This window comes from Herbaspirillum sp. SJZ106 (genome assembly GCF_006715495.1).
Lineage (GTDB): Bacteria > Pseudomonadota > Gammaproteobacteria > Burkholderiales > Burkholderiaceae_D > Herbaspirillum.
The window spans coordinates 95,211-111,331 of the sequence record NZ_VFNI01000007.1 but is presented as its reverse complement, the minus strand read 5'-3'; the positions used below and the strand labels follow the sequence as shown (position 1 = coordinate 111,331).

The window sequence follows — 16,121 nt, the reverse complement described above, 5'->3', positions numbered from 1 at the left end:
ATGCTGATCACATTCAAATCGAAAGCGGCCGCCGATGTGGTGATGTACGAGTCGCACGCAAAACCCATCCTGGACATGCTGCACAAGGACCTCGCCCGCGGCGTGATCACGGCGGCCGAATCCGGCGACGCCATCGCCCTGCTGGAAAAGCAGATCACCGCCAGCAAGGCGCATGAAGCGGCCGAAATGCTGGAGCGCGACGTCAACGCCCACCACAACGCCAATACCGATGACCACAACCACGAAAAGATCGAACCGGTAAGCTTCTCGGCGCGCGCCTACCCGCTGCTGGACATGCTGCGCGAAGCCAAGAAGGGCAATTACGACATCCTGTGGGGCGTCTGAGCTTGCGCCTTGCGTGACGATGCGCCGGCGGTTCGACCGGCGCAAAAAATAAAGCGGCTGTCGCAGTGGATGACTGCGACAGCCGCTTTGCATTTTGCAGCGGGATGTCCCGCCGGCGTTATTGCCGCCCGCGCAATTCGGTAAGGTAGTACAACAACGCCACCAACGGAAAGGCAAAGCCTACCCAGGCCACGCCCGTCCAGCCGGCCTGCGCATACATCCAGCCGCCCAATGCCGATCCAACCGCACCGCCGGCGAAGAAGGTGGCCATGAACAAGCCGTTCAGCCGGCTGCGGATCTCGCCGCCCAGCGCATAGATGGCGCGCTGGCTCAGCACCAGATTGGCCGATACCGCGAAGTCCAGCAGGATCGCCGCCAGCAGCAGCATGGCCAGCGAAAAATCGCGCTCGCCATGCATCAGCAATGGCAGCAGGAAAGACCCTGCACCGCACAGCAAGGCCACACCGGTGGCCGGGCGGCTCCAGCCGCAGTCGGCCATGCGTCCGGCCACCGGCGCGGCGATCACGCCGATCACGCCGGCGAAGGCGAACAGGGCGATCCCTTGTTGCGACAGGCCGAATGCGGGGCTGGCCAGCCATAGCGGCGAAGCGGTCCAGAACAGGCTGAACGACGCGAACAGCATGGCGTGGTAGAAGGCGCGGCGGCGCAATACCGGCGTGGTCTTCACCAGCGTCCACATCGACCCCAGCAGGGCGCCGTAGTGCATGCCGGCCGGCGGACGACGCGGCGGCAGGTAACGCGCCAGCACCACGGTCAGCAACGCCACCAATACCGCCGACAGCCCAAAGATGGCATGCCATCCGAACAGGTCGGCCACCAGGCTGGCCAGCGGACGGGCCAGCAAAATGCCAAGCAGCAGGCCGCTCATGACGCTGCCCACCGCTCGCCCACGCGTATGCGGCAGCGAGAAGTGGGCCGCATAGGGCACCAGCACCTGGGCGCCCACCGACGACAGGCCGATCACCAGCACCGATACCAGCAACTGCGCCGCGCTCTGGGCCAAGGCCGCCCCCACCAGACCGAGGCAGGTCGCCACCAATCCGGTCAGGACCAGCTTGCGGTTCTCGAACAGGTCGCCCATCGGCACGATGAACAGCAAGCCCAAGCCGTAGCCGATCTGCGTGAGCGTCACGATCAGGCCGGCGGCGGCGGGCGAGATCCCGGTCGCGCGGCTGATCGGGCCGATCAGCGGCTGGGCATAGTAGAGGTTGGCGACGATGATGCCGCAGGCGGCGGCCAGCAGCATCACCATCCAGCGGGGAATATCCTGTTGCGGCGCGGTATCTGCCGTGGCGGCTTGCATATTGTTTTATTTCCTTGAGGTGTGGCGTCCGGGTTTCCGGGAGGCAGCCACTTTAGCCGAACTCGCACATTCTTGCCGGAGACCACTCCACCCGCTCCGATTCGCGGGCCGCCGCCGCACCCGCTACAATGCAGGTCTTCCGAATCCCCCCTGCGCGCCATGAATGCACTCGGCATCACCGACTTCAGCCTGTTCTGCCTGGCTGTTTTCCTGTTGAACCTCACGCCCGGGCCCGACACCGCCTACATCATCGGCCGCAGCGTGGCGCAAGGGCGCGCCGCCGGGGTAGTGTCGGCGCTGGGGATCTCCTTCGGTTGCTGCTTTCACACGCTGGCCTCGGCGTTTGGCCTGTCGGCGCTGCTGGCGGCCTCCGCCACCGCTTTCCTGGCAATCAAGCTGGCCGGCGGCCTTTACCTGATCTACCTCGGCATCAAACTGATTTGGCAAAAACAGACGGCCGGCGACAACGAAATCTCGCCTCCGGCGCCATTGTCCCTGCCCGCCGTTTTCTGGCAGGCCACCCTGACCAATGTGACCAATCCCAAGGTCATCCTGTTTTTCCTGTCCTTTTTCCCGCAATTCGTGGCCCGCGATGCGCCGCGCCAGACGCTGGCCTTCGTGGTGCTGGGCATGACGTTCATCACGCTGTCCACGCTCTGGAATAGCTTCACCGCGCTGGTCGCTGGTACACTGGCGGCCCGCGCCGGCCGCCGGCCACAGTTCAAACGCTGGGCCGAACGCATCGTCGGCGGCGCTTTCGTGGCCTTGGGCATCCGCCTGGCCCTCAGCAAGAGTTGACGTGATCCAAATTTCCCTTATTTCCCCTTCGGCCAAGGCCGACTCGCTGGCTTACCAGTTGGCCTACGCCGCCCAGGCCGTGGCCGGCGTGCGCGCCGGCACCGCGCTGCCGCAGGCGCTGGCCCAGGTTTTTACCCGCATCGGCAACCAGCCGCAGGCGCGCGGCGCGATCCAGGACATCAGCTACCGCGCCATGCGCCGTCTCGGCCTCACCGATGCCCTGCTGGCGCTGCTGGCCAACAAGCCGCCGCAGCCGGAGGTCTTGCGCGGCCTGCTCGATTGCGCGCTGGCGCTGCTGGTGGATGAAGACCAGGCCGGCTACGACAGCTTCACCGTGGTCGACCAGGCGGTCGAGGCGGCCGCCATCAGCCCCGACATGAGCTTCGCCAAGGGCGTGGTCAACGCCATCCTGCGCCGCTTCCTGCGCGAACGCGCCAACCTGATGCCGCAAGCCGTCAAGACCCCGCCCGGCACCTGGAATTACCCGACCTGGTGGATCGACCGCATCAAGGCCGCCTATCCCGAGGACTGGCAGCGCATCCTGCATGCCGGCAACCAGGCGCCGCCGCTGACGCTGCGCGTGAACCGCCGTCAAACCACGGTTGAACAATATCTCGCGGCGCTGGCCGCGGCCGGCATGCCCGGCCGCCAGGTCGGCCCGTCGGCGGTGCGCCTGGACAAGCCGGCGCCGGTGCAGCAGATCCCCGGCTTCGCCGAGGGCATGGCGTCGGTGCAGGATGCCGCCGCCCAGCTGGCCGCGCCGTTGCTGGACGTGGCCGACGGCATGCGCGTGCTGGACGCCTGCGCCGCCCCCGGCGGCAAGACCGGCCACCTGCTGGAACTGGCCGACCTCGAACTGGAAGCGCTGGACCACGATCCGCGCCGCCTGGCCCGCATCGACGAGAACCTGCAACGCCTGGGCCTGCGTGCCCGCCTCACCGCCGGCGACGCCCGCGAAGGCAACTGGTGGGACGGCCGGCCGTTCGATCGCATCCTGGCCGACGTGCCCTGTACCGCCTCGGGCATCGTGCGGCGCCACCCCGATATCCGCTGGCTGCGCCGCAAGACCGACACCGCGCAGCTTGCAACACTTTCTGCGCAAATTTTAGACAACCTTTGGCAGATGCTCGGGCCGGATGGTAAATTGCTGCTCGTGACATGCTCGCTGTGGCCGCAAGAATCGGAACAGCAGGCACTTGCCTTCGCGCAAAGAAACAATGCCATACGGCTGCCAGCCCCAGGCCAACTGTTGCCGACTGCCAGCGCAGAAACCGACCACGATGGCCTGTTTTACGCGCTGTTCCAAAAAACTGGTGCATGAATTTGACGCAATCGGCCCTTCCCCTCTTGAACTCGCAATGCGGCCCGCGCCAGGCCGGTGGCGGCGCCCGTCCGCAGTCGCCTGGTTCGTTCGGGCGCTGGCTGCGGCTGGCGCTGGCGGCACTGGCCGCGCTGCTGATGCTGTCGGCCGCGATCCCGGCGCGGGCCGCCGAAATCACCATCACGCAAGCCTCGATCGAACCCAGCGCCGAAGGCCACCGGCTGTCGCTGGCCTATTCGTTCGAATTGAACCGCGGCCTGGAAGATGCGCTCACGCGCGGCGTGCCGCTGTATTTCACGACCGAAGTGCAGATAACGCGCCGCCGCTGGTATTGGTTCGACGAGACCAACGTCTCGGCTACCCGCACCGTGCGCATCTCCTATAACGTCCTGACCCGCCAGTACCACACCGCCATCAGCGGCCAGCTGCAGCAAAGCTTTTCCAACCTGGAAGACGCCATGGCGCTGATCCGCCGGCCGCCGCGCTGGATCGTCGCCGACAACGACACGCTCAAGTCCGGCGACACCTACAATGTGGGCGTGCGCATGCGGCTGGACGTGGCGCAGCTGCCCAAGCCGTTCCAGATCAACGCGCTCAACAACAGCGATTGGCGCCTGTCTTCCGACTGGATCGAATTCACCTACAAACCCGAATGAACCGCGCCTTACGCTATCTGCTGGTAGTCGGCGGGGGCGTCATCAGCATCCTGCTGTTCCTGCTGGCCTCGGCTTCCGAAAACTCCGCCCTGTTCGAGCAGCACTATCCGTGGCTGCTGTTCCTCAACGGCATGGTCGCGGTCTCGCTGCTGTGCCTGGTGCTGCTGCTGCTGACCCGCCTTTACAAGCGCTACCGGCGCGGCAAGTTCGGCTCCAAGCTGCTGGCGCGGCTGGTGCTGATGTTCGCGCTCATCGGCATCCTGCCGGGCGCGGTGATCTACCTGATGTCGGTGCAATTCGTGTCGCGCTCGATCGAATCCTGGTTCGACGTGCGCATGGAAGCGGCGCTGGAATCCGGCCTGAACCTGGGCCGCAACGCGCTCGACTCGTCGCTGTCGGACCTCTCCTCGCGCGCGCGCGGCATGGCGCAGGAGCTGTCGGACATGAGCGAGTCCGAGCAAGTGACCTATTTTTCGCGCCTGCGCGAGCAAAATAGCGAAATCACCATCGTCAACGGCAGCGGGCAAGTCATCAGCGCCGTCGGCGGCGCCATCGGTTCGCTCACGCCGGTGCTGCCCAGCGCCCAGGCGATGCGCCAGGCCCGCATCTCGCGCGGCTTCGCCGCGGTGGAAAGCGACGACTCGCGCCCGCCCAGCGGCGAATCCGATTCCGACGCCAACCTGCGGCTGCATGTGGTGGTGCTGATCCCGGGCTCCAGCAAGGGCTTGTCGCTGCAAAACGAGACCCGCTACCTGCAGATCCTGCAACCGGTGCCGGATTACCTAGCGAGCAACGCCGAGACCCTGCGCGTGGCCTATAGCGAATACCAGCAGCGTTCGGTGTCGCGCTCCGGCCTGCGCAAGATCTACCTGGTCACGCTCACGCTCACGCTGCTGCTGGCCATCTTCGGCGCCATCGCCAGCGCCTTCCTGATCGCCAGCGACCTGGCCAAGCCGCTGCTGCTGCTGGCCGAAGGCACCAAGGCGGTGGCCGAGGGCAACCTGTCGCCGCGGCCCATCGTCAGCACTTCCGACGAACTGGGCACGCTCACGCAATCGTTCAACACCATGACGCGCCAATTGCTGGAAGCGCGCACCTCGGTGGAAAAGAACCGCGCCGAGCTGGAAAACGCCAAGGCCTACCTGGAATCGGTGCTGGCCAACATGTCGGCCGGGGTAATCGTGCTGGACGGCCAGTTCAACATCGTCAGCAGCAACGACTCGGTGCCGCGCATCCTGGGCTACGATTTCTCGGGCGACATCGGCACCCCGCTGCAGACCATCGAAGGCCAGGCGCTGTTCGCCCAGGCCATCATCCGCGCCTTCTCCGAACAGCGCGCCCAGCAAAGCACCGAAACCCCGCACGACGCCCTGCACTGGCAGCGCCAGATCGAGCTGCCGCGCCAGCCGGGCGCCGCATTCGATGGCGGCGACGACCAGGGCAACGCCGGCAAGCCGGACCAGGACAAGATCACGCTGTTCGCGCGCGGCTCGCACCTGCCGGTGCAAAACGGCGTGGGCTACGTGGTGGTGTTCGACGACATCAGCAACGTGATCTCGGCCCAGCGCTCGATCGCCTGGGGCGAGGTGGCGCGCCGCCTGGCGCACGAAATCAAGAACCCGCTCACGCCGATCCAGCTCTCGGCCGAGCGCCTGCAGCACCGCCTGTCGGACAAGCTCATGCCCAACGACGCCGCGATCCTGGAAAAGGGCACCGCCACCATCGTCAACCAGGTCACCGCCATGAAGCGCATGGTCGACGACTTCCGCGACTACGCCAAGACGCCGCCGGCCAAACCGGCGGCGCTGGACCTGAACGCGCTGATCGAGGAAATCCTCAACCTCTACCTGGCCGGCGACGGCCGCGACGCCATCCATGCGCGCCTGGCGCCGGACATGGCCAAGGTCATGGGCGACGCCACCCAACTGCGCCAGGTCATCCATAACCTGCTGCAAAACGCGCAGGACGCGGTGGGCGACGACGACCAGCAGGCGCCGCGCATCGACCTGGTCACCGAGCAGATCGAGATCGCCGGCGCCGACGGCGCGCGCCAGCCGGCGGTGCGGTTGTCCATCCTGGACAATGGCCCCGGCTTTTCGCCCAAGATCCTGGCGCGCGCCTTCGAACCCTACGTCACCTCCAAACCCAAGGGCACCGGCCTGGGGCTGGCCATGGTCAAGAAAATCGTCGAGGAACACGGCGGAAGAATCGATATCCAGAATCGCACCGACGGCAGGGGCGCAAAAATAGTAATTTTGCTGGTAAAGTTAGCACCTATTGATTAAGACTCAAGATTCGCGTGCCGCATCCCGGGGAATCGGCTGCGCATGCAGCCAGCCCACCGGGACAAGACCGAAAACTTGGACAATGAACTAGCAACGAGGAAAGCAGCACATGGCTAACATCCTGGTCGTCGATGACGAAATGGGTATCCGCGAATTGCTCTCAGAAATTCTGGGCGATGAGGGACATGTCGTGGCAACCGCGGAGAACGCCCAGCAAGCGCGTGAACTGCGCCAGAACAGCGTGCCCGACCTCGTGCTGCTGGATATCTGGATGCCCGACACCGACGGCGTCACCCTCCTCAAGGAGTGGCAGCGCGACGGCCTGCTGACCATGCCCGTGATCATGATGTCCGGCCACGCCACCATCGACACCGCGGTCGAAGCCACCCGCATCGGAGCGCTCAACTTCCTGGAAAAGCCGATCGCGCTGCAAAAGCTGCTCAAGGCGGTCCAGCAGGGACTCTCGCACAGCCGCGAACCGGCGCGCCCGGCCAGCTACCGTCCGAGCCCGGTCGCCGCCGTCGCCAACGGCAGCGTGGAGAACCTGCATGCAGCCGACCACGCCGCCCCGATCGCCAACTACGCTCCCGCCCTGGGCGGCGACCCGCTGCACCATGGCATGCCGGCCGCCTCGCCTTACAGTCAGGTAGCCGACAACGCCGCCAACATCTCCTTCGACCTGCCGCTGCGCGAGGCGCGCGATGCCTTCGAGCGCGCCTATTTCGAATACCACCTGGTGCGCGAAAACGGCAGCATGACCCGCGTGGCCGAACGCACCGGGCTGGAACGCACCCACCTCTACCGCAAGCTCAAGCAACTGGGCGTGGAACCCGGCAAGCTCGCCAAGAGAAACCATTGACCGCGGCCGGCGCCGACCAACAGGATCACAGGACCGCAGGACCGCTTGGCGGTCCTGTTTGCTTTCATGGCATGCCTATCGACGTCTCTTGCGCGTATCCATTGCCGCCGCCTTGCGGTTTTTCTTTCCGGGTTCGGGATTTTTCCGGTTTCCCTCTCCTCCCGCAGGTCGCCCGGCAAATACGGTAGTTTTACGGTATCTCCCGTCGCCGGGCCCGGGACGATGCCCGGTCGCGCCGGAAACGCCCGGCAATCACGCGGGGCGGCGCAGTGACGGCGGGTTGACGGATTTGTTTGCGCCCCGGCAACGCCAGCCCGGCGATGAACTTCCGGCAGACGGCTTCATCTACTGATGTAATGCCGTCGTCCGCCAACGGCCGTACGGCTGCAGCAGAAAGCCGGGGGGCAATCGGGCATCAAGGTTTCAGGCAACAATGCCGTAACCAGACTCAGGGAGCGCATGGGGTTGCTCCCGGAGGTACCGCAGCAAGATGGCAATAAAGCATCACACCGCCCGCCAGAACCGCTTCTTCGGGCTTGCTCTTGAAATTCCCAGTGAAGACGCCACTTCCTTTTCGAAGCAGTATTCCAGCATAAGGAGTCACTATGAATCTCATCTACAACAGTGAACAGTACAGCGTCGTCGAATTCGGTGCCGACACCGACCATGAAGCCCTGCGTTTCGGCGGCTACGAGATCATGGACAAGTCGGGCCAGCGGGAAATCTACATCGACGGCCCCGCCGCAGAACTGTTCCGCAAGGATGTGCAAGAGCTCATCGCCAGCGAACCGACGATGGAAGACATCGACACCTTCCTGAGCCGCTACGACGTGATGATGCGCCACCCGATGACGCTGCATTGAATCCACCTTCCACCATCCCGTGACAACGCCGCGCCCGCCAGCGCGGCGTTTTTCTTTGCGCTGCCGCTTTGCAGCCCTGCTGAAATAATGGCGCACAAGCCCTAGAATTGCGCTTTCGTCTTCTTTTGCGCAGTCCGTGAACTCCACCCCCATCAGCAGCGCCCAAACCGGCGTGCATGAGCAACTTGCCGGTCTGGTCGCGCGCCATGCCGCGCACGCGTTCCGCAAGCCCATCGCCGACTACAACCGCCGCGCCTTCGAGCACAGCCTGGCGGCCTGGCGCGCCGCCGGCGAAGCGCCGCTGATCCTCGACACCGGCTGCGGCGTGGGGCTGTCGACGCTGCACCTGGCTGCGCAATACCCCGACCACTTCGTGATCGGCATCGACCAGTCGGCCGACCGGCTGGCGCGCAACACGCATTGGGAAGGCGCGGAACCCGGCAACCTGTGTTTCGTGCGGGCCGACCTGGTCGACTACTGGCGCCTGGCGGCCGATGCCGGCTGGCGGCCGGCGCGCCACTACCTGCTCTATCCCAATCCCTGGCCCAAGATCGGCCACCTCGCACGACGCTGGCACGGCCACGCTGTCTTCCCGACCATCCTCCAGCTGGGCGGCCATCTCGAATGCCGCAGCAACTGGCGCATCTATGTCGAGGAATTCGCCGCCGCGCTGAAGCAGCTGAGCGGACAGGACACCGCCGCCGAGCCTTACACTACCGATGCTCCCATCACCCCCTTCGAGCGCAAGTACCTCGCCTCCGGCCACTCTCTCTGGCGCTGCCGCGCAACTCTATGAACCTCCCCGTCATCGGACTGGTACTGACAGCCGCCCTGTTGCATGCCTCCTGGAACGCCTTGCTCAAGAGCAGCGCCGACCGCCTGGCCTCGCTGTCGCTGATGACCATCGGCGCCGGCCTGGGCGCCATCCCGCTGGTGCTGTGGCGCCCGCTGCCCGATCCGGCCAGCTGGTTCTGCATCATCCTCTCCGGCATCCTGCATACCGGCTACAACCTGTTCCTGATCCGCGCCTACAAGATCGGCGACTTCGGCCAGTCCTACCCCATCGCGCGCGGTTCCTCGCCGCTGCTGGTGGCGCTGGGCGCGGCGGTGTTCGCCGGCGAGCAACTGGGCATCCATACCGCCATCGGCATCGCGCTGGTCTCCGTGGGCATCGTCAGCCTGGCCAACCTGCGCGGACTGGGCCACCGCGAACACCTGCGGGCGCCGGCGGCCGCCTTCGCCACCGGCGCCTTCATCGCGGCCTACACCGTCACCGACGGCATCGGCGCGCGCCTGGCCGGCGACTCGATTTCCTATACCGGCTGGCTGTTCGTGCTCGACAGCATCCCGCTGGCATTGATCTATCTCTACAAGCATCGCCGTTCGCCCTGGGCCAGCGCGACACCTGGACCAGCCTGCTGGGCGGCGTGATGTCGCTGCTGGCCTACGGCATCGTCATCTGGGCCGTCACGCTGGCGCCGATGGGCATGGTCTCGGCGCTGCGCGAAACCTCGGTGCTGTTCGCGCTGCTGATCGGTGCGATCTTCCTGGGAGAGAAGGGAGAGAAACTGACGCTGCGGCGGGTATTGTCTTGCGCGGTGATTACCGCCGGTGCGGTGGTGCTGGGGATACGGCATTATTAGCTTGCCGCCAGGCCCCGCGATCGGCTTCTACAACGGCCGACCATGTTCTAGCGATTCGCATCGGCGCCAGTCAACAATGCCTGCAAGGCCTGATTTTCCTGTTGCATCGTCTGCGTCAGTTCCACCGCCAGGAATTCGATGAAGGCGCGTACCGCCGGCACCAGCCCCCGGCGGGAGGGGAACACCGCATGCAACTGGTGTGCCGGCGCCCGGTACTGCGGAAGCAGCATCGCCAGTTCGCCCCGGACAATCGCTGCATGGCAGACGTTGAATGGCAGTACCGCCAAGCCGACGCCGCCCACGGCGGCAGCCATCATCAGGTGTACGTCATCGGTTTGCAACGCGCACACATAGTCAACCTCGACCGTTTCGCCTTCCGGCCCTTGCAAGCGCCAGCAGGAAGGCTCGCCGGGCATGCCTCCAGGGCCGAGGCCGGGCAGCCCTTGCAGGGATGCGGTGGCGTCAAAGGGGCCATGGCTGCGTATGAAGGCCGGGCTGGCCGTCAGGATCTGCTGGCTGGCGCCAAAGGTGCGCACCACCAGATTGGAATCCTCCAGTGTGCTCCTGACCCGCATGGCGACATCGTAGCCTTCGCCGATCACATCAACCCGCCGGTTGCTCAATTCCAGTTCCAGCCTGACATCCGGGTGCGCTTTCAGGAAGCGTGCCAGTAGCGGCGCCAGAAAGACGTGCGCGACCCCCATGGGCGAACTCACCCGCAGGCGGCCGGCGGGCTTGGCGCCGGCGTGTTCTGTCACTTCCACCGCCGCGCGCGCGGCATTGGTCATGGCCTCGCAATGGGTGAAGAAGGCCGAGCCGACATCGGTGACCCGCACCACCCGGGTGGAACGCTGGAGGAGCCGCACCCCCAGTCGCTGCTCCAATTCCGCTACCCGGCGGCTGATGCGCGACTTGGGCGTATTGAGCGCCCGTGCTGCTGCGGAGAAACTGCCGTGCACCACCACGGCGGCAAATAAAGCCAGGTCATTGAGATCTTCCATGGGGGGCCGCGGCTTGATATGAAGACTTCATTATAGAAGCCTGATTGTCCTATTGATGGAACAATCTGGTGCAGTGGCGGCGACTAGTGAAGCACCGACCTACTGGGTATCGTGACTCCGTGTTCTTCATTTCCCGATTTCCTGAAAGGTCTCCGCCATGCAAATCCTCCATCTCGACTCCAGCATCCTCGGCGCAGCCTCTGCCTCTCGCGTACTCAGTGCCGCAGTGGTCGAGGAACTGCTTACCCTGCATCCCGCTGCGCAGGTGAACGTGAGGGATCTGGCTCAAACGCCTATCGCCCACCTGGATGGCGCCATTGCCGCCGGCTTCCGCCAACCCGGCACGGTTGCCGAGGATGCCGCCGTGCGTAGCGAGCATGCGCTGTCGGAAACCCTGGTCAGCGAATTGCTGGCCAGCGACGTGATCGTACTTGGCGTGCCGATGTACAACTTTTCCGTGCCCAGCCAGTTGAAAGCATGGCTGGACCGCATCGCTCAACCCGGACGCACCTTCCGCTATACCGAAACCGGCCCCATCGGCCTCTCCGGAGACAAGGCGGTAATCGTGACGTCTACCCGCGGCGGCATGTATTCCAGCGGGCCGGCGGAGATAATGGATCATCAGGAGTCTTACCTGAAAGCCTTCTTCGGCTTCCTTGGTATCCAGCGCGTGCGCTTTGTGCGCGCAGAACTGCTGACCAAAGGCGCGGAGCTGCGCAGCAAGTCGATGCGCGAGGCGCTCGACCATATCCCGGCCGCCGTTGCCGGCCTTTTTTCCAACTGACCAACAATCAATCGATCAACCGATCTGGAGAACGCATCATGATCTATGCAGTCTTGCTGAACTACACACGCCCCATGGAGGAAGTGAACCACCATCTGGAGCCCCACAAGGCCTGGCTCGTCAATAACCTCCGCCAGGGCGGCATGATCTTCGCCGGCCCCCTGGACTCGAAGACCGGCGGAATGATCTTGGCCTCCTGCCCCAACCGCGAAGCACTGGAAGCGATGATGGCGCAAGACCCCTTCATCGCACAAAACGTGGCCAGCTATCAGGCCCATGCCTGCTCGCCGGCACTGGCATCGGCGGAATTTCCCGCGCATTGGGCGCCCGGCGCCAGGTTCATCTGACATCCAGGCCATTGGGAGCACGACATGCACAAAGTCAAACGCATGATCTCGGCAGCGAGTCGGAAAATACTGCTGGCGCTTTTGGTGGCCGCGTCACTCAATCCGGTCTTGGCAAAGGCGCAATCCGAGATGCAAAAACCCCTTGATATCGTTCTTGTCCACGGCGCCTTTTCCGATGGTTCCAGTTGGTCCAAAGTGATCGCCCTGCTGCAGAAGAAAGGGTATCGCGTCACGGCAGTGCAGAACCCATTGACGTCGCTGGAGGCCGATGTAACGGCCACGACCAGGGTGATCGAGCGTCAGCCGCATGATGTGCTGCTGGTCGGTCACTCTTGGGGCGGTGCGGTGATTACCGAAGCCGGAAACCACCCCAAAGTACGTGGCCTGGTGTACCTGTCAGCACTGACGCCCGATTCGGGCGAAAGCGTTGGCCAGCTACTGGAACGCTTGCACGCTCCCATGGAAGGCATGGCGCCCGATACGAACGGCCTGGTCTGGCTTGATGATCCCGCAGCATTTGCCAAGGTGATGGCCGGCGATGTCGCCTCCCAGGAAACACGACGGCTGGCGGCGGTGCAACAGCCAATCGCAGCCGCGGCGTTCAGCGAGAAGATCGGACAGGCGGCATGGCGCGACAAACCCAGCTGGTATTTGCTGACCGAAGGCGATCATGCCCTGCCCATTGCGGTGCAGCGCAAGTTAGCGGCAATGACCGGTGCGCACACGGTAGAGATCCGCTCCAGCCATATGTCATTGGTTTCGCACCCGGATGCTGTGGCCGGGTTGATCGACCGGGCGGCGCGGACGGCGCGCTGATGCCGCGCACATGGATGAAAGCGGGCATTCCGCACAGAAAAATGCCCGCCCTTTAAACCGCACCCCAAACGTTGGATGCCGATCCAGGCTTTGGGGTATTTTGCTTTTCCGGGCCGCTGCAGGTAGACCTGGCCGCCAGGTCCTTCATGAGCAGCGTGCGGCCGGAATATCAGGCTTCGCTCTTCTCCCGGGCCAGGATCCTGTCGATGATCCGGCGCGACTGAACGCCTCCCGCGTCGATATTGAGCATCAGGAGCTTGCGCTGCGGATATTCCAGGATATTCGCTTGCTGGCGCTCCAGCATTTCCCGGTCTTCCGCAAAGACGGCCCCCTGCCCCTTGCGGATTTGTTCGGTCACCTCGGGATCGTCCGCCTTGAAGTTGCGGGCCATGCCCCAGAAATACCAATGCGAAGTATCGGTCTCCGGCGTGATGAAATCGACGACCACGCTGGACGCCTTGAATTTCGGGTCGGCGTGATAGCCGCCGTTGCCGGCCAGCGCCACCCCGACCTCGATCATCACATGGCTCGGCGGGGTAAAGCGGCAGATCTGCCAGCGATCGACCGGCTGGCTCGGATCCAGGTCGTTGGCGCGCATGGCGCCTTGCCAGAATGGCGGCGCGATAATGTTTTCCATATGGCGCTCGGTGATCACGCAGTCTCCTTCGACCCGGGTATTGACCGGCGACTCGTCGATTTCCTTCTGGCCGATGCTGGTCGCATGCACATAGGTCTCATGCGTCAAGTCCATCAGGTTGTCGATCATCAGGCGATACTCGCAATTGATGTGGTACAGCCCGCCGCCATACGCCCACTGGGGGTTGACCGCCCACTCCAGATGCTCGATCTTGGCGGGATCCGCCAACGCCTGCTCGCCCGGCCAGACCCAGACAAATCCATAACGCTCCTCCACCGCAAAACTACGGATGCAGGGGAAACCGCGGACACGCTGCTCCGGCATGGACACCGTCTTGCCGTCACAGCCCATTTCAAGCCCGTGGTAGCCGCACACCAGGTTGCCATCGCGCACAAAGCCCAACGACAACGGCGCCCCGCGATGCGGGCAAAAATCCTCCAGTGCGCGAACCTTGCCGTCCCGGTCGCGGTAAAACACCATCTTTTCGTTGCAGATGCGCCGTCCCAGCGGCTTGTCCTGTACCTCTGACGGGTAGCAGGCGACATACCAGGCATTCCTTGGAAACATGATGCAGTCCTTTCAAGATCAGGTGGGCGTGGCGCAACCGTCGTGCGCCACAGGAGATTCATCCGGGCCATGCGCGGCCGGCGCAGTCGGGCGCGCAGCCATGACCAGTTTCATGTTGTCGATGGACAAACCGGCGTGCTCGCGCATCAGCGCCTCGGCGCGCGCGGCCTGGCGCCGCAACAGCGCCTGGACGATGTCGCGGTGCTGGGCCTGGGCGGCGCGGATCAGCGCGAACTGATGCGCCCGCGCTTGCGACGTGTCGAGCTTCAATGCCACCGCGCCGGCCGCCGCGAACGGCAGGCATTCGTTGAGCGCCACCGCATGGCTGAGCGCCTGGTTGCCCGCCGCCCGCACGATGGCGTCGTGAAAGCGCACGTTCATCGCCGCAAATACCTGCGCATCGGCATTGACCAACATGCCCTTGCGCAGCAGGCGCTCGCCGGTCTCCAGGCACTCTTCCAGGCAAGCCTGCTCGGCGTCCGACAGGCCGCGCATGGCCAGCTTGCGCGCCGCATAACCCTCCAGCGCGCCGCGCACTTCGATCGCGCCGGCCATGTCGCCCAGCGTGAATGCCCGCACCTCGCAACCGCGGGTCGCGCCGCCGGCCAGCAACCCCTCGCCTTCGAGAATGCGCAAGGCGCGCCGCACCGGCGTGCGCGAGACCTGCAAGCGCTGCGCCAGCGCCACTTCGCGCAGGCGCTGGCCGGGCGCGAGTTCGCCGTCGAGAATCATCTCGCGCAGGCGCACCACGATCTGGTCCTGCTGGCTCATGGGCCCGGCCTCCAATCGAGACATTCGCGGGCGGCATGCAGGTGCTCGCGCATCAGGGCTTCGGCGCGCACGCTGTCGCCGTCCTCCAGCGCCCGCGCCAGCGCGTGGTGCTGGCGATGCGCGTAACGCAGCGCCTCGCGGCGCACGGCCGGCGGCAAGGCCTGCAGCGCCAGCGCCTCGGCGGCGACGGCGTGGACATTGGGCGCCAGCAACTGGTCCAGCGCGGGATTGCGCGCCGCCTTGACCAGCAGCGCATGCAGGCGCACATCCATCTCGAGGAAAGCCGCCTCGCCCGCCGCGCCATGGGCCAGCAGGCGGTCCCCTTCGGCCAGGCATTGCGCCAGGGCCTGGCGCACGCTTGCCGCCAGGCCCTGTTCAGCGACCGTGCGCACCGCGACGCCTTCGAGGATGCCGCGTACATCGAGCGCATCGCGCATGTCGTCGATGCTGAAACCGCTGACCCGGTAACCGCGCGAACCGCAGCGGCTCAACCATCCCTGGCGCGCCGCCACCGTCAGCGCGTGGCGCACCGGCGTGCGCGACAGGCCCAGCCGTTCGGCCAGCGCGGTTTCCGTGACCCGGCTGCCGGCGCCGAGAACGCCGCCGAGGATCAGTTCACGCAGCGCATCGGCTGCCTGGTCTTGCTGGGTCGCCATGGAAACGGCGCGTCAGATCCAGAACGATCCGCGCCGCTGCGCGAATTTCCAGCCGTCGGCGGTCAGCGCGAACCGGTCGTCGAACACGCCCGGCACCGGCGGCCGCGCTGCGCCGGCCATCACTTCGCCGTGTTCCCGCGGCGCCGACAGCATCAGGATGCGCGAACGGGCGCATGCCGCGCCGGCATGCTCGACCTCGACCAGCACGTCGCTGCAGCAATGGAAGGTGGCGGTATCGGCCGGCCGTCGCGAAAACGCCGCCAGGATCTGCGCGCGCCCGACGATCGCCTGTTCGGGCGCCGACGGCCGATACAGCACCGCGTCTTCAGTGAACAGTTGCGCCAGTTCCTCGAACCGGCGCTCGTCATTGAGATAGGCATATTGGGCGATGAGCCGCATGCAAGCGCGCTCGATGGCCGCGCGGTCGTTGTCATCCATCACGTTTCCG

Annotated in this window: 17 protein-coding genes and 1 pseudogene; 12 read left to right on the top strand and 6 right to left on the bottom strand. The window is 65.1% G+C overall.

The genetic code is table 11. The features are described from left to right. A complete protein-coding gene (locus FB598_RS19030; RefSeq protein ID WP_141917714.1) occupies window positions 1–345 on the top strand; it encodes a DUF1840 domain-containing protein in 345 nt (114 codons plus the stop codon). A gap of 118 nt (window positions 346–463) precedes the next feature. Here the strand turns inward: FB598_RS19030 and FB598_RS19025 are convergent, their stop codons facing one another. After that, window positions 464–1,669, bottom strand: a complete 1,206-nt coding sequence (locus tag FB598_RS19025; RefSeq protein WP_141917712.1) for an MFS transporter — start codon at window positions 1,667–1,669, stop codon at window positions 464–466. 159 nt (window positions 1,670–1,828) lie between these two features. Here FB598_RS19025 and FB598_RS19020 point away from each other — a divergent pair, with 159 nt between their 5' ends. From FB598_RS19020 to FB598_RS18985, 8 genes and pseudogenes are all read left to right on the top strand, one after another. Beyond that, on the top strand, window positions 1,829–2,467 hold the full coding sequence (locus FB598_RS19020) for a LysE family translocator (RefSeq protein ID WP_141917709.1): 639 nt from the start codon (window positions 1,829–1,831) through the stop codon (window positions 2,465–2,467). A 1-nt stretch (window position 2,468) separates the two neighbouring features. Then, entirely contained in the window at window positions 2,469–3,788 is a 1,320-nt protein-coding gene (gene rsmB, locus FB598_RS19015) for a 16S rRNA (cytosine(967)-C(5))-methyltransferase RsmB (protein ID WP_141917706.1), read from the top strand. Between the two features lie 137 nt (window positions 3,789–3,925). Next, entirely contained in the window at window positions 3,926–4,444 is a 519-nt protein-coding gene (locus FB598_RS19010; protein ID WP_141917907.1) for a DUF4390 domain-containing protein, read from the top strand. Continuing rightward, complete coding sequence (locus FB598_RS19005; protein ID WP_141917704.1) at window positions 4,441–6,729, top strand: ATP-binding protein; 2,289 nt, start codon at window positions 4,441–4,443, stop codon at window positions 6,727–6,729. Before FB598_RS19010 ends, FB598_RS19005 begins: the two co-directional genes overlap by 4 nt. 109 nt (window positions 6,730–6,838) lie before the next feature. Next, window positions 6,839–7,588: a response regulator gene (locus tag FB598_RS19000; protein WP_141917702.1), complete on the top strand. Its 750-nt coding sequence runs from the start codon at window positions 6,839–6,841 to the stop codon at window positions 7,586–7,588. A gap of 605 nt (window positions 7,589–8,193) precedes the next feature. Beyond that, entirely contained in the window at window positions 8,194–8,451 is a 258-nt protein-coding gene (locus tag FB598_RS18995) for a DUF3567 domain-containing protein (RefSeq protein WP_050468757.1), read from the top strand. Between the two features lie 136 nt (window positions 8,452–8,587). Continuing rightward, complete coding sequence (locus FB598_RS18990; protein ID WP_141917700.1) at window positions 8,588–9,247, top strand: tRNA (guanosine(46)-N(7))-methyltransferase TrmB; 660 nt, start codon at window positions 8,588–8,590, stop codon at window positions 9,245–9,247. Next, window positions 9,244–10,094, top strand: a pseudogene (locus FB598_RS18985) (EamA family transporter). The gene FB598_RS18990 and the pseudogene FB598_RS18985 overlap by 4 nt, the downstream one beginning before the upstream one ends. A gap of 47 nt (window positions 10,095–10,141) precedes the next feature. Here the strand turns inward: FB598_RS18985 and FB598_RS18980 are convergent. Further along, window positions 10,142–11,095, bottom strand: coding sequence for a LysR substrate-binding domain-containing protein (locus FB598_RS18980; protein ID WP_141917698.1), 954 nt, complete (start codon window positions 11,093–11,095; stop codon window positions 10,142–10,144). A gap of 157 nt (window positions 11,096–11,252) precedes the next feature. Here FB598_RS18980 and FB598_RS18975 point away from each other — a divergent pair, with 157 nt between their 5' ends. From FB598_RS18975 to FB598_RS18965, 3 genes are read left to right on the top strand one after another with little or no spacing between them, the layout of a single operon-like run. After that, window positions 11,253–11,879: an FMN-dependent NADH-azoreductase gene (locus FB598_RS18975; protein WP_141917695.1), complete on the top strand. Its 627-nt coding sequence runs from the start codon at window positions 11,253–11,255 to the stop codon at window positions 11,877–11,879. Between the two features lie 38 nt (window positions 11,880–11,917). Beyond that, window positions 11,918–12,226, top strand: coding sequence for a YciI family protein (locus tag FB598_RS18970; RefSeq protein WP_141917691.1), 309 nt, complete (start codon window positions 11,918–11,920; stop codon window positions 12,224–12,226). Window positions 12,227–12,250: 24 nt separating this feature from the next. Next, entirely contained in the window at window positions 12,251–13,042 is a 792-nt protein-coding gene (locus FB598_RS18965) for an alpha/beta fold hydrolase (protein WP_221292529.1), read from the top strand. A 169-nt stretch (window positions 13,043–13,211) separates the two neighbouring features. Here FB598_RS18965 and FB598_RS18960 read toward each other — a convergent pair whose 3' ends face one another. Genes FB598_RS18960 through FB598_RS18945 form a run of 4 tightly spaced genes read right to left on the bottom strand, consistent with a single transcriptional unit; the run spans window position 13,212 to window position 16,111 of the window. Then, entirely contained in the window at window positions 13,212–14,246 is a 1,035-nt protein-coding gene (locus tag FB598_RS18960; RefSeq protein ID WP_141917689.1) for an aromatic ring-hydroxylating dioxygenase subunit alpha, read from the bottom strand. Between the two features lie 18 nt (window positions 14,247–14,264). Continuing rightward, window positions 14,265–15,017: a GntR family transcriptional regulator gene (locus FB598_RS18955; protein ID WP_183405892.1), complete on the bottom strand. Its 753-nt coding sequence runs from the start codon at window positions 15,015–15,017 to the stop codon at window positions 14,265–14,267. Then, the gene (locus tag FB598_RS18950) at window positions 15,014–15,673 is read right to left on the bottom strand and encodes a GntR family transcriptional regulator (RefSeq protein WP_141917683.1); all 660 of its coding nucleotides are present in this window, start codon (window positions 15,671–15,673) and stop codon (window positions 15,014–15,016) included. Before FB598_RS18950 ends, FB598_RS18955 begins: the two co-directional genes overlap by 4 nt. A 12-nt stretch (window positions 15,674–15,685) precedes the next feature. Further along, entirely contained in the window at window positions 15,686–16,111 is a 426-nt protein-coding gene (locus tag FB598_RS18945; RefSeq protein ID WP_141917901.1) for a nuclear transport factor 2 family protein, read from the bottom strand. Between the last annotated feature and the right edge of the window lie 10 nt (window positions 16,112–16,121).

Bases quoted from the DNA above. Each gene is read 5' to 3' on its own strand.
- FB598_RS19030 (WP_141917714.1), top strand. From the start codon at position 1: ATGCTGATCACATTCAAATCGAAAGCGGCCGCCGATGTGGTGATGTAC.
- FB598_RS19025 (WP_141917712.1), bottom strand. From the start codon at position 1,669: ATGCAAGCCGCCACGGCAGATACCGCGCCGCAACAGGATATTCCCCGC.
- FB598_RS19020 (WP_141917709.1), top strand. From the start codon at position 1,829: ATGAATGCACTCGGCATCACCGACTTCAGCCTGTTCTGCCTGGCTGTT.
- FB598_RS19010 (WP_141917907.1), top strand. From the start codon at position 3,926: ATGCTGTCGGCCGCGATCCCGGCGCGGGCCGCCGAAATCACCATCACG.
- FB598_RS19005 (WP_141917704.1), top strand. From the start codon at position 4,441: ATGAACCGCGCCTTACGCTATCTGCTGGTAGTCGGCGGGGGCGTCATC.
- FB598_RS19000 (WP_141917702.1), top strand. From the start codon at position 6,839: ATGGCTAACATCCTGGTCGTCGATGACGAAATGGGTATCCGCGAATTG.
- FB598_RS18995 (WP_050468757.1), top strand. From the start codon at position 8,194: ATGAATCTCATCTACAACAGTGAACAGTACAGCGTCGTCGAATTCGGT.
- FB598_RS18980 (WP_141917698.1), bottom strand. From the start codon at position 11,095: ATGGAAGATCTCAATGACCTGGCTTTATTTGCCGCCGTGGTGGTGCAC.
- FB598_RS18975 (WP_141917695.1), top strand. From the start codon at position 11,253: ATGCAAATCCTCCATCTCGACTCCAGCATCCTCGGCGCAGCCTCTGCC.
- FB598_RS18970 (WP_141917691.1), top strand. From the start codon at position 11,918: ATGATCTATGCAGTCTTGCTGAACTACACACGCCCCATGGAGGAAGTG.
- FB598_RS18965 (WP_221292529.1), top strand. From the start codon at position 12,251: ATGCACAAAGTCAAACGCATGATCTCGGCAGCGAGTCGGAAAATACTG.
- FB598_RS18960 (WP_141917689.1), bottom strand. From the start codon at position 14,246: ATGTTTCCAAGGAATGCCTGGTATGTCGCCTGCTACCCGTCAGAGGTA.
- FB598_RS18955 (WP_183405892.1), bottom strand. From the start codon at position 15,017: ATGAGCCAGCAGGACCAGATCGTGGTGCGCCTGCGCGAGATGATTCTC.
- FB598_RS18950 (WP_141917683.1), bottom strand. From the start codon at position 15,673: ATGGCGACCCAGCAAGACCAGGCAGCCGATGCGCTGCGTGAACTGATC.
- FB598_RS18945 (WP_141917901.1), bottom strand. From the start codon at position 16,111: ATGGATGACAACGACCGCGCGGCCATCGAGCGCGCTTGCATGCGGCTC.